General features: G+C 68.4%; 11 protein-coding genes. 4 read left to right on the top strand and 7 right to left on the bottom strand.

Annotation, left to right across the window (positions count from 1 at the left end; all coding sequences use genetic code 11):
- Positions 1–37: 37 nt before the first annotated feature.
- Both ACQHIV_RS20965 and ACQHIV_RS20970 read right to left on the bottom strand, forming a co-directional pair.
- A complete protein-coding gene (locus tag ACQHIV_RS20965; protein WP_427884667.1) occupies positions 38–2326 on the bottom strand; it encodes a DUF4838 domain-containing protein in 2289 nt (762 codons plus the stop codon).
- A gap of 33 nt (positions 2327–2359) precedes the next feature.
- Complete coding sequence (locus ACQHIV_RS20970) at positions 2360–4636, bottom strand: hypothetical protein (protein ID WP_427884668.1); 2277 nt, start codon at positions 4634–4636, stop codon at positions 2360–2362.
- A 144-nt stretch (positions 4637–4780) separates the two neighbouring features.
- Between ACQHIV_RS20970 and ACQHIV_RS20975 the strand changes: the two genes are divergently transcribed.
- A complete protein-coding gene (locus tag ACQHIV_RS20975) occupies positions 4781–5530 on the top strand; it encodes a class II aldolase/adducin family protein (protein ID WP_427884669.1) in 750 nt (249 codons plus the stop codon).
- A 36-nt stretch (positions 5531–5566) separates the two neighbouring features.
- Here ACQHIV_RS20975 and ACQHIV_RS20980 read toward each other — a convergent pair whose 3' ends face one another.
- Positions 5567–6217: an aldo/keto reductase gene (locus tag ACQHIV_RS20980; RefSeq protein ID WP_427896536.1), complete on the bottom strand. Its 651-nt coding sequence runs from the start codon at positions 6215–6217 to the stop codon at positions 5567–5569.
- Positions 6214–6537: an aldo/keto reductase gene (locus ACQHIV_RS20985; RefSeq protein WP_427884670.1), complete on the bottom strand. Its 324-nt coding sequence runs from the start codon at positions 6535–6537 to the stop codon at positions 6214–6216. The genes ACQHIV_RS20980 and ACQHIV_RS20985 overlap by 4 nt, the downstream gene beginning before the upstream one ends.
- 119 nt (positions 6538–6656) lie before the next feature.
- On the opposite strand from ACQHIV_RS20985, the gene ACQHIV_RS20990 reads away from it, so the two are divergent.
- The 3 genes from ACQHIV_RS20990 (at position 6657) to ACQHIV_RS21000 (ending at position 8765) form a co-directional block, all read left to right on the top strand.
- Positions 6657–7262 (top strand): TetR/AcrR family transcriptional regulator, encoded by a 606-nt coding sequence (locus ACQHIV_RS20990; RefSeq protein ID WP_427884671.1) that lies wholly within the window; start codon positions 6657–6659, stop codon positions 7260–7262.
- Positions 7263–7341: 79 nt separating this feature from the next.
- Complete coding sequence (locus ACQHIV_RS20995; protein ID WP_427884672.1) at positions 7342–8121, top strand: SDR family NAD(P)-dependent oxidoreductase; 780 nt, start codon at positions 7342–7344, stop codon at positions 8119–8121.
- 65 nt (positions 8122–8186) lie between these two features.
- Positions 8187–8765, top strand: coding sequence for a nicotinamidase (locus ACQHIV_RS21000; protein WP_427884673.1), 579 nt, complete (start codon positions 8187–8189; stop codon positions 8763–8765).
- A gap of 632 nt (positions 8766–9397) precedes the next feature.
- On the opposite strand, the gene ACQHIV_RS21005 is transcribed toward ACQHIV_RS21000, so the two are convergent.
- The 3 genes from ACQHIV_RS21005 to ACQHIV_RS21015 all read right to left on the bottom strand — a co-directional run bounded on the left by ACQHIV_RS21005 (position 9398) and on the right by ACQHIV_RS21015 (position 12117).
- Positions 9398–9856, bottom strand: coding sequence for a helix-turn-helix transcriptional regulator (locus ACQHIV_RS21005; RefSeq protein ID WP_427884674.1), 459 nt, complete (start codon positions 9854–9856; stop codon positions 9398–9400).
- Between the two features lie 110 nt (positions 9857–9966).
- Positions 9967–11205 (bottom strand): helix-turn-helix domain-containing protein, encoded by a 1239-nt coding sequence (locus ACQHIV_RS21010; protein WP_427884675.1) that lies wholly within the window; start codon positions 11203–11205, stop codon positions 9967–9969.
- A gap of 60 nt (positions 11206–11265) precedes the next feature.
- Positions 11266–12117 carry an alpha/beta hydrolase gene (locus tag ACQHIV_RS21015; protein WP_427884676.1) on the bottom strand — a complete coding sequence of 284 codons (852 nt, stop codon included), beginning with the start codon at positions 12115–12117 and terminating at the stop codon, positions 11266–11268.
- Positions 12118–12499 lie beyond the last annotated feature (382 nt).

The raw sequence follows: 12499 nt of genomic DNA on the forward strand, positions 1-12499 counted from the left end.
GCGGATGGCATCGTCTGGAGCGCGTCAATCGTACCGATCAGGCCTTGATCGCGAACACCCGGTCGATCCAGAGCGCCGGCACCTTGGACAGGTTCTGGACGTACAGCACGTGCTGCGCGTCCCGGCTGTAGGTCCCGGGCAGCTCGATCTCGTGGTACTCGCCGTCGGCCAGGTCGCCCGCCGTCTTCACCAGGGTGTTCCCGAACGGCGGATACACGCCGAGCTCCGCGACCGGCGTACCGGCCGCCAAGGTCCCGACGTCGGCGCGCAGCGCGAGGAACAGCCGCCAGTTCCCGTCGCCCAGCTGGTCGAGCCAGAACTGCACGCCCCACTGGGAGTCGTTCGGATCCATCCGCAGCGCGCGGTGGTTGGACGCCTTCAGGTCGGTCGCGAGGCTGGTCATCCACGGCGCCGCGATCAGGATCCGGCTCTCCTGGAAGTCGGCCCACTGGTCCGCGGGCAGCCCCTTGACCGCGGCCGGCGGCGTGATGTCGCCGGGTGGGACCGGGTTCACGTCGTACTCGTCGACGATCTTCCCGACATCGCCACCGCCCTCGGAGTACCGGCTCATGCCGGTCAGCTGCAGCGACCGCTTCGCGCGTGCCTTCCGGTTGACGAGGTCCAGGTCCCATGTCTGGCCGGCCTTGGCGAGATCCTCGAGGTACGCCGGTGCACGCATGAAGATCACGTAGTCCAGCTGGAACCGCGCGACCGCGAGCCGGTCGAGCAGCTGCTGGTCCCCGTGCACCGCCGCCTCGGCCGCAGCGAAGTGCCCGTCGGCCGCGCGCACCACGTCGAGCGCGTAGATCCGGGACATGTACTGCGACGCCTCGGACAGCGGGCCGTTCGCCTCCTTCGACGCCCACAACGTCTGCAGGTACGCCTCGACGTGCTCGGCCGCGTCCCCGTAGTACCCGTCGAGGTATTCACGGACGGTACGCCGTACGTCGAGCGACGGGTCCCACGCGAGCCGCGACAGCACCCACGTCCGCATCGAGGCCATGTCGCCACCGCGGGTGTTCCAGACACCCTGGATGAACAGGCCCTGCACCTGCGGCAGCTTCGCCACCTGGCGGAGCGACTCGAACCCGTCGTACCACTGCGGGAACGGCATCAGGTAGCTGGAGAACATCGTCTGGTAGTCCCAGAGCACGATGTTCTTGGCGATCTTCGTCCAGCCGAGCAGGTACGTGCGCTGGTCGGCGTTCGCGTCGTCCAGGATCGGCTTGCCACGGTTGGCGTAGATCGGGCAGAACGTGATCACGACGTTGTCCTCGACCGTCATCCCGGTCGGCGGCTGGATCGACCACTGGTACGCCTCGGTCTCGAGGCGGGCGGCCGGGATCACCTTGCTGACCCGGCGGGCCAGGTCGTTGACGAAGTCCAGCATCGCAGCGCAGCCCGCGCCGCCGTGCGCGTCGATGAACGCCTGGCTGGCCGGGTCCGGGTGCCACGGGTTCGCGTCCCATTGGATGATTCCGAGCGACGCGTTCTCACCGCGGGCGATCCGCTCGTTGATCAGCCGGATCACGGTCGCGGTCGCCTGGCTGCGCGCGTCCGGGTTCATGAACTGGACGTTGCCGTCCTGGATCAGGCTCTTGTCAGTGACGAGGTCGCGGAAGAACGTCGGCCGGTCCTCGGGCCAGTAGCCGGACCACACGTTCAGGTCGGCCGGCTGCGGTACGTCGTACATGTCGCGACGGCCGTTCAGCCGCAGGTGGTGCCGGTTCTCGGCGCTGAACGCCTCGCCGTAGTGCAGCTGCCGGAACCGGAACCGCGGCACGTAGTCGCGGTTCAGCGGATCGGTGTCGAGGTCGATCGTGCTCCGCGACGGCACGGTCTCGCTGTTCTCGGCGTACCAGTGCACGCCGAGCTGGGTCTCGGCGAACCAGTACGCGCCGTGCAGCGTGCCGAGCGGGCCGGGGCCGGTGATCAGCACGTCCTTGCCGCTGACCCGGACCGCGAACCCGTCGTCGCCGAGCGCGCCCCGATCGATCCGCCCGAACCGGCCGGCCAGCGGATTGTTGGTACCCACAACGATCAGGTCGTGGTACCCGGACCGCACGGTGTTCTCGTCGACCAACGGGATCGCGGCACCGGTGACCCGGCTCAGGTAGTCGACCAGCTCCCGGGCCGCCCGCCGTACCATCGGCGCGTCCTTGCTGCCGGCAAGGACGGCGTACGTCGAGCGCCCGCGCTGGGCGAGGTGCAGCTGGTCCCGGCCGGCGTGCGCGAGCCCGGCGGGGAGGACACCGGCGAACGCGGCGGCCATACCGCCGACCGCCCCGGTGCGCAGGACGGTACGGCGGGAGACGTGTTCGGACATGCGAGGGCTCCTGTCTCGTGGGTCTGGTGGTGCTCAGCGCAGGTTCATGACGGCGTTGCCGACGCGTTCCTGGATCGCGAACAGGTTCGGGACGTTCTCCTGGGTCTGGACGTGGCTGCCGCCGGCGCCGGTGTTCACCCAGAGGCCGAAGTTCAGCAGGGCGGTCAGTTTCGGGTGGCGGTTCGCGGTCGCCAGGTACTCGTACTGCTTCCCGATCACCTGCTGCTCGGTGGTGAAGCCGTTCCAGGTGTCGGGAACGTTCGGCGGGAACATGTAGGTGCGGTCGTTCGGGTCCGGCGTCATCTCGTCCAGCCGGGTCGCGGCCGCCTCGATCGTCGCGGCATCCATCGAGTACGCGTCCATGCCGAGCCAGTCGACCGCGTCCGGGACGTGCGCCCAGGTGTTGATGTCGTACAGCGTGTCGGTCATCAGGATCGGCCCGGCCGGGATGCTTCCCGCGGTGATGCTCGCCTTGACCGCGTTGGCGTGGACGTCCATCTGCGCCCCGGTGATGCCGTAGATGTACGGCTCGTCCTGGAGGTAGTAGCCGAAGATCTTGTCCTTGTACGGCTGCAGCATCGCGACGTAGTTGTTCCAGCGGGTCCGGTCCGGGTACATCGCGTGCGTGCCGGGGTCGAAGAACTCGCTGCCGACGTACACGATGCACGAGTGCGGCGGACAGGACGCGAACACGTTCGTCCGGTACGTCACCGGCTGCGCGGGGTCGGTCGGCGAGACGTTGATCCAGTGCAGGTTCGCGATCCCCGCCATGTCCGGGACATGGTTGCCCGCGGCATCGTCGTTGCGAGTGCCGTACGTCCCGTAGTACTTGAGGAACGGGAACGGCGACACCTTGCCGACGGTCAGATCGTCGACCGTGCTGACTTCCTTGTACGGCGCGGTCGCGCTGCCGTTGCTGACGTAGGCGCCCAGGTAGACGTACGACTTGCCGACGGAGGCGCCGAGGGCGAACGAGGTCTGCGCGCCGTTGACGGTGACGGTGACCGTCGGGTTCGCCGTACTCGCGGCCGTGATCCGGACCGTGACGGCGTAACCCGCCGCGCCCCGGGTCGCGGTGAGCGTCGGGCCGTAGACCGCGCCGTCCTTGTAGAACGTGACGACGCCGTTGCGGGCGATCGTCATCCCGAGCCGGTTCGCCGCGTCCGTGACGTAGCCGGTCGACGTACTCGAACTGGACAGCATCAGCGAGACCCAGTCGCCGGGTGTGCCGAACAGCCCCGGGTCCGGGTCGACGGTCGCGGCGAGGTCGATCGCGTCGTCACCGTCCGGGATCGCCGGCACGTTGGTCCTGACCGCCGACGGCGCGACCCAGAACGAGAGCTTGCCCGGGTACGCGTTGTTGTTGACCTGGGAGTAGTTCGACGGCGGCGGCGCGGTGCTCGACCAGTTGCCGGAGACGCGCGTGTAGCCCGCGTTCGTCTGCGGGGTCTGACGTCCGGCCAGGTTGTCGTTCAGGCCGTACCCCGGGTCGGTGTCGGCGGCGCCGTCGAACGAGTCGGCGTACTGCGTGATCTTGCTGACCTGCAGGTTGTCGAGGGCGCTCACTTCGCCGTACGGCGGGGTGCTGCTGCCGCTGGTGAGGTACGCGCCGAGGTACACGTAGGCGCGTGGTAGCGGTGCGGCCAGGGCAGCGGTCTTCGTTGCACCGTTGACCGTCACGCTCACCGCGGGTGCGCCCGTCGACGCTCCCGTGACGGTGACGGTCGCCCCGAATCCGGTCGGCTGCCTCGTCGTGGTGAGGCTCGTGGCCCATTGTGCGACGCCGTTGCGGTACAGCATCACCTCGCCGGTTCGCCGTACGGTCAGGCCGAGGTCGATGTCGGAGGCGGTGACGTAGCCGGTCGACGTACTGGTGCGAGAGAGCATCAGCGAGGACCAGTCGGTGTCGGGCCCGGCCGAGTTCGCGTTCGGGTCGAGGGTGGCGGAGACCGTGTACGCGTCGGTGGCGTCGGCGGCGGCCGGAGCGTCGAGGCGGACGGCGGAGTTGCCGATCCAGAACGACAGCCGGCCCGGGTACGAGTTGTTGCCGACCTGCGAGTAGTAGCTCGGCGGCGTGCCGGCGGGCGACGTCCAGTTGCCGTGGACGCGGGTGAAGGTGACGCCCTTGCCGGGGCCGGACTGGCGGGCACCGAGGGAGTCGTTCAGGCCGTACGTCGGCGACGCGTCGCGGGCCCCGTCGAACGAGTCGAGGAGCCCGGGCGACGCGGCCGCCACGGCGGCTGTGGCGGGGGTGGCGGGGGTGGCGGGGATCAGGCCGGCCAGCAGCAAGACGGCAACCGCAAGCTTCATCGAGTTCCTCCCGGGTCCGGGGCGGCGAATGGGGGTGGTGCGGAGCTCGTCGGAGACGCATCATTGGAGCGCTCCAATTGCTCAGAAGTTACGCCGCACCGGCGCACACGTCAACGGCCACGGACGGCCGGAACCGGAGGACCCGTGAATCAGCTCACCGCCCTGTCCCGCTGGCTCGGGGAGGAGCACCGCGAACTCGCCCTGCTCGGCGAGGGCAACTTGTCCGCCCGCAGCGGCCCCGACCGCATGCTGGTGAAGGCCAGCGGCACCTCGCTCCCCCAGGCGACCTTCGTCGAGGTCCGGATCCGGCCACTGCTCGACCTGCTCGACGCGGCCGACGCCGACGATTCCGACGTACAGCAAGCCCTACTGGACAGCAGGATCGACCCATCCGCGCCGCAGCCGTCGGTTGAATCGCTCCTACACGCCGTCGCACTCACCGATGCGGGGGCGTCCGTGGTCGCGCATTGCCATCCGCAGTCCGTCAACGCCATCGTCTGCTCAGACCGGGCGTCGGCGCTGGTCGACGGCGCGCTGTTCCCGGACCAGATCGTCGTACTCGGCCGGGAACAGTTGCTGCTGCCGTACGTCGACCCCGGCCTCGAACTCGGCCGGCGGGCGCGGGCGGCGATCCGCGAGTACGTCCAGCGCCTGGGCGAGCGGCCGCGGGTGATCTACCTCGCCAACCACGGCATGGTCGCACTGGGCGACTCCTGCGACGAGGCCCGCCGGATCACCCAGATGGCCGACAAGACCGCCCGCATCCTGCGCGACTGCCTCGCGATCGGCACCCCGCAATACCTCCCCCAGCACCTCGCCGACCGCATCCACACCCGCCCGGACGAACAACTCCGCCGCTCCGCACTCGCCGGTGAGTTCGTCGAGATCACGTAGATCCCAGATTCTCGTGGTACGGCGGCACGCCCTCGGTCAGCGGTCGATGGCGGCCATGTTGTCCGCGTCGTAGCGCTCGCCGGAGGCCGGGGGCAGGTCATTGAGGCGGGCGAGATGAGCGGCGGTGAGCTCGATGTGATCGGCGGCGGCGTTCTCCTCCAGCCTGGCGACTCGCTTGGTGCCGGGGATCGGCGCGATGTCGTCCCCCTGGGCCAGCAGCCAGGCCAAGGCCACCTGTGCGGGTGTGGCGTCGATCTCGGCGGCCACGGCCCGCACCTCGTCGACGATGCGCAGGTTGCGTTCCAGGTTGCCGTCGGCGAACCGGTGGTTGGTACGGCGCCAGTCGTCGGTGCCGAGATCGTTCAGGGTGCGGATGTTGCCGGTCAGGAAGCCACGGCCGAGCGGGGAGTACGGCACGAAGCCGATACCGAGTTCGCGCAGTACGGGCAGGATCTCGGCCTCCGGGTCCCGGGTCCACAGCGAGTACTCGGACTGCACCGCGGCGACGGGATGTACGGCGTGAGCGCGGCGGATGGTGGCCGGGCCGGCCTCCGACAGGCCGATGTGGCGGAGCTTGCCTTCGGCCACCAGTTCGGCCAGCGCGCCGACGGTCTCCTCGATGGGCGTCCCGGGGTCGACCCGGTGCTGGTAGTAGAGGTCGATGTGGTCGGTGCCCAGACGCTTCAGCGACCCTCCACGGCCAGGCGGATGTTGGCCGGGGTGCTGTCCGGAGCCGAGCCACCGGTGTGAGAGATCAGTCCGAACTTGGTCGCCAGCACGACCTCGTCCCGGCGCCCACGCACGGCCCGGCCGACCAGCTCCTCATTGACGAAGGGGCCGTACCCCTCAGCGGTGTCGATGTGGGTGACCCCGAGGTCCAGGGCGCGGTGGATCGTGCGGATCGACTCGTCGTCGAACTGGCCCGCGCCGGTGTAGAACGCCGACATACCCATGGCTCCGAGGCCGATGCGGGAGACCTTGAGGCCGCCGAGCGAGATGGTCTTCATGGTGCGGACTTCCCTTCCGAGGATTTAAGTACCGATCGGTGCAGAACCGTAGCACATCAGGACCGCTCGGTACCGAACCGCGTTCGACCGAGATCTGTACCGAGAGGTACGCTTGTCGCATGGGTGACACCCGCAGGGCCGTGATGGGCCGGCCTCGAGGATTCGACATCGACCAGGCGCTGGAACGCGCGATGCGGGTGTTCTGGGCGCGAGGCTACGAAGGTGCGAGCCTCGCCGAACTGACCGGCGCCATGGGGATTACCAAGACCAGCATGTACGCCGCCTTCGGCAACAAGGAGCAGTTGTTCCGCAAGGCCCTCCAGCGGTACGGCGCGGGGCCGGCCGTGTACGCCACGCGCGCCCTGGAGGAGCCCACCGCTCGGGCCGTGGCGTTGGCGTTCCTCCGCGGCGCGGTCGGCGCGACGACCCCTCCAGACGGCCCCTCCGGGTGCCTGACCGTGCAGGGTGCGCTGGCGGCGAGCGACGAGAGCCTGGCCGTCCACGACCTGCTTGTCGACTGGCGCAACGACGCGGGCGACCGCCTCGAGGAACGCTTCCGGCGCGCCGTCGACGAGGGCGACCTTCCGCGCGACGCCGACCCCCGGCGCCTGGCCCGGTTCGTCATGACGGTGGGTTTCGGCATCGCGGTGCAGGCCGCCAACGGCCTCGGGCCCGCCGAGCTCAACGAGATCGTCGACACGGCGTTGCACGGCTGGCCCGCCTGACCGCGCCACAGTTGCCTTCGGATTGTTAGTCGGCTAAGTTTTCTGCTTAGCCGACTAACGATAAGCAGGAGGACGGGTCATGGACCTGGGTTTCAAGGACGTGGCGGTGCTGGTGACCGGTGGGTCGTCCGGGATCGGGCGGGCGACGGCGGTCGCGTACGGGCGTGAAGGCGCGCGGGTCGCGATCACCTACAACAGCCGGAAGGACGCGGCCGAGGCGGTCGCGGAGGAGATCGAGGCGGCCGGCGGTACGGCGTACGTGGTACCGATGGATCTCGGTACGCCGGAGACGATCGCGGCCGCGGTCGCCTCGGTCGTGGAGCACTGGGGCGGGCTCGACGCGGTGGTCGCGAACGCGGTCAGCTTGGGGACGCTCGGGTACGACGAGCGGCCGTCGAAGGTCGAGGAGTCGCGGCCGGAGTGGTGGACCCAGATCATCCGCGCGAACCTCGAAGGGAACTTCCACCTGGTGCAGCAGGTCGCGCCCGCGCTGCGGCGGTCCGGGCACGGGCGGCTCGTGCTGCTGTCGACCGATCTGGCCGAGCGCGGGATGGCCGGGTCGTGGGCGTACAGCGCGGCGAAGGCGGGACTGCACGGCCTGGCGGCGAGTCTGCAGCACGATCTGGGCGCGGACGGCGTACTCGTGAACGTCGTACTGCCCGGGATCACGCTCGAGAACGGCGTACACCGGGTCATCCCGCAGCCCGCCCTGGAGCGGATCGCGGCCGGCTTCACCGCGCGGCACCTGCCCGACGCCGCCGAGATCGCCGACGCGATCCTGTTCCTCACCTCACCGCGGACCCGGGCGATCCAGGGCCAACTGCTGCACGTCACCGGCGGTGATCTGATTCCCGCGTAATACAGCGTCGGCGGCGTCGGCGCTTGTACGGTGGGCTCAGGAGTTCTCGGCAAAGGAGCGGCGCGATGGCCCGGGCACTGATCGTGGTTGATGTGCAGAACGACTTCTGCGAGGGCGGGAGCCTGGCCGTCGCCGGCGGCGCCGACGTCGCGTTCCGGATCGGCGAACTACTGCACGAGTGGCACGAGGCGGAGCCGGACGAGCGGCAGTACGCGTACGTCGTGGCCACCCGGGACCACCACATCGACCCAGGCGACCACTTCTCCAAGACCCCCGACTTCGTGAACTCCTGGCCCCCGCACTGCGTGGCCGGCACCGACGGCGTCAGCTTCCACCCGAACCTCGACCCGCAGCCGTTCGACGCGATCTTCGACAAAGGCGAGTACGCCGCGGCGTACTCCGGCTTCGAGGGCAGGTCCCACGAAGGCGGCCACCCGCTCGCCGACTGGCTCCGCAGCAAAGGCGTCACCGACGTCGACGTCTGCGGCATCGCCACCGACTACTGCGTCCGCGCCACCGCCCTCGACGCCAAGTCCCAAGGCTTCGACACCACCGTCCTCACCACCCTCACCGCCGGCGTCGCCGAACCCACCACCCACCAGGCCCTCACCGACCTCCGCAACGCCGGCATCACCCTCACCTGACCACCGGGGCCAAGTCGGCGATGCGGAAGAGGGCCTGGGTGGTTTCGGCGGGGACGTTGAGGAGTGGTGAACGGGTGGATGTGGTGAACGGGTGGATGTGGTGAACGGGTGGATGTGGTGAACGGGTGGATGTGGTCAGCCCCCCGCGTGCTCCGCAGGCGCTCCGGTCGCTCCGCTCCCTCCCGCACCCGCTACGCGCGCTCCCACCCACCCACCGGCTTAGCGCCGGCTCTTTTGCCCGCTGCCGCGGGCGAGTTGCGAGCTGCCGCTCGCGAGTGACGGCTTGGCGGGTGTGGTTGGTAAAGGCGCCGGTGGTGAGTGGCGCGGGGTTGTCGGCGGCGTGAAGGTGGTGAATGGAAGTGAAGATCGTGGCGTGCACGTGGTGAACAGGCGGATGTGGTCAGCCCACCGCGTGCTCCGCGGGCGCTCCCACCCACCGACCGGCTTGGCGCCGGCACTTCCCGGCTACCGCCGGGGACTTGCGAGCTGCCGCTCGCGGGTGACGGCTAGGTGGATGCGCTCGGTAAAGCCCCACGTGGTGAGCTTGGGTTCTAGGGGTCGTCGCAACACCTCAGTTCGAGGGGTGCGGTGGTGCGTGGACGCGGTAATCAAGTGGGCAAGCAAAACTGATCTCATTGCGCGACTAACGGACGCAGTGGCGCCTGCTCGCTCTGGCTCGCTACCAGTAGTTCGTCGAGTCTGTCGAGCGTGACGTCTAGCGCGTTGGCGATCCGCGGCCTAGCCCACAAGGAGGGCGTCGTGTCGCCGGACTCCCAGCGGGCGACAGTGGATCGCTGGACCCCAACCTCAGCGGCTAGACCCTCCTGGGTCTTGCAAACGTCCCGTCTGCGGCGGGCCAGTGCGTCTCGGCGCGGTGGTACCGCCGGGTCGTCGACGCGCTCGGCGACAGCTGGGTGAGCTTGTAGGTCTACAGCCGGAGCATGTTCCTGGTCGGTGTCTGCGAGCACGACCACGATGAGGGCGGTTTGGTCATCCGTCGCGGCAAGCTGTTCGAGTGCGCGCGCGTTGCCGGCGGCCAGAAGCAGATGTTCGATGTCGCGCCGCTGGAGGGCTACTGCCTGAGGTGCCACGCGTCCTCCTTGATGGATGGATCCCGATGGAATCAGAGTCCGATGGCCGCAGGCACAGAAGTACCCCACGGTGGGGTACTTCTGGTATCAGCCGAAACTTGACGAGCGTGTCATCTGGTTCCAGTGGTGGCTGATGCGATCCATGCCGCGAGGGCGCGGACCTCCTCGCTGGCCCTGCGATGGTGGCTTGCCAGTACATGTACGGCTTCGCGGGCCATTGGGTGGTATCTCGTTTGTTGTGGAGCGACTGTTCGGGCCTGCTGTAGTGCAACCAGAGCGGCGCTGTGGTCGCCGATGGCAATGAAGGCTCGGGTGGCGTCGATCAAGTGGTGACCACGGCGGGTACGAGGCATCGATGATGGGAGGTGGAGCGCTCGCGCTCGTTCGGCCGCGACGTCGACGTGCTTGAGTTCGATTTGGGCGGCGATGTCGTGGACGGCGGTGTTCACCGGCCCGAACGTCAGGTGGTAGTGGACGCCGTCGACGCCGCCGGATATGCGCTCGGCCAGGCGTCGGGCCTCCCCGAGGTGGTGCGCTGTGGCGTCTTCGTCGCGGGCGCGTGAAGCTTGAGTCACCTGCCGGAGGCGGATGCTGCCCAGCAGGGTCACCGCGGCACTTGACGGGCCGGAGCCGACCGCGTCCCAGAGTTGGTCATAGGACTGTTCCAGCAGGCGCAAGCCCGTGTTGTAGTCCTTGGCGACTTGGAACCCGTTGGCGCGGGTCCATTGCGCTAGGCCGATGGAAAGCGGGTCGTTGGCTTGCGTCGATGCCCACTGGAGACGTTCCTCCAGGATCGAGGCGAGGTCGAGGTAGCCCAAGCGGGCGGCAAGACAGTAAGCCATGTAGTAGCAGGATGCGAGGAGACGGGCGGCGCGGCGGCGCGCTATGCCGTCCAGTTGATGCACGGAGGCGGTGAGCTCTTCGAGGAGCGCGGGAAGCATCTCGCCTAATGCGGTGTACCGGGCGGCGGCGCGGTAGTTCGTGGCCTGGTCGACATCCCGGGCGATCGCGTCGAGAGACCGCGGCAGTGGGCGCCATTCGGGTGGCAGATCGTAGGCTCGCGCGATGCTGCGGATCGCGGCGATCGGTGCGTGGACGCGGGCGTCGGCTCGTTGCCGGCTGGGGTAGGGCTGGCCGGTGAGTTGCTCGACTGTGACTGCGAGGGTTCGGGCGGCGGTGTTGAGGAAACCGTAGGTCGGTAGACGCTCGCCCTGTTCGACTTTGCGGATCGAGCCGAGCGAGAGGTGGGAGTGGTCGGCGAACTCGCGCTGGGTGTATCCCGCGAGGTTTCGGTACCTCGCGATGCGTGAACCGACGGTCTCTGCGTTCGCTTCGTCGCTGTCGGGCATCCTGACCTCCCCTCAGCACCGAGTATCTCGTAGCAGCGTACCGGCGGCTTGTCGCGCCGGTCAGCGCCCGGCTGACACCCAGTCGGTGATCGCATCGATGACTTCAGCCTGCCAAACCAGAGTCTGCGGCTGCCGATAGGCCTTGTCACCTGCGACGGCGAATCCGTGACCGGCGCCTTCTACGACCATGAGCCGCGACTGCTCGTTGAGCTCCTTGATGGCGTCGTAGGAGGGACCGATCGGCACCTGCGTGTCGGCATCACCATGGACCAGCAGTGTGGGGGCAGCGACGGAACCGAGTGCGGTGTGCGGCTGGAGCCAGAAGACCTCGTTGAGGAACGCGCGTCCGTGCCGGAACGATGTCGAGTACTGCAGGAAACCGTCCCTGGTCAGCAGGTCGGCGTGCTCGTCGTCCAGGTGATCGTCCACCCAGTACGTGCGTCCGTCGATCGTGCGCGCCTTGTAGTCGATGCGGGGACATAGCATCACCAGCCGATCCACCTCGGCCGGGCGCTTCGCCGAATAATACGCGCAGACTCCGCCGGTGAATGATTGTCCTACCAAAGAAGTAACCGCAACACGGGTCTCGGCGCCTAGCACCTCGAACCCGGCTCGGACGTCGTTCAGCAGGCCCGCGAGCGTGACGTCTTCTTGGGTGCCCTCGGACTCGCCATGCCCGCGCAGGTCGAACCGGAGCGACGCGATACCGGCTGTGGCCAGTCCTTCGGCGATCCGGTCGAAGAAGCCGGATTCATGCCGGGTAACGCCGCGGCCGTGGACCAGAAGCACTCCGACTTTCGGAGTCGTATCGGGCACGACGATGTCGCCGACGAGCCGCAGGCCGTCGAGCGAGCGGAACTCGACACGGGATTGCGTGGCCATGGCGTTCTCCTGGTCGGTCCGGACATGCACGTGCCAAGTGTGCCCCACGGTTCGCGGCTTGCCGGCCACAGTCCACCACCGGCCCGGGCGTGCTACACGGGTGCGACAGGAATGCTTCGGACGTGCGCTGTTCAGCTCGCTCATCTCTGGCTTCGATGAGAGATCACAGCTGTTCCCCTCATCGAGAGGCACACCAATGGCAGAACCGATTGCGGTCCTGGACCGTAGCAACACCGACCTGAACCGTTCTGGGAGCCACCTAGACCGGCTGACGGCCGATCTGTTCGACCTGGACGTGCGCATTTTGCAGGTCCCCATGGCCTGCACCAACCACACCAACGATGGCTGCTCGGCGAGCTGTCCGAGCCGGGGCTGCTCGAAGACCTGCAGCTGCACCAACTGCAACTGCAAG

The organism is Kribbella polygonati, assembly GCF_050320105.1.
Classification (GTDB): domain Bacteria; phylum Actinomycetota; class Actinomycetes; order Propionibacteriales; family Kribbellaceae; genus Kribbella.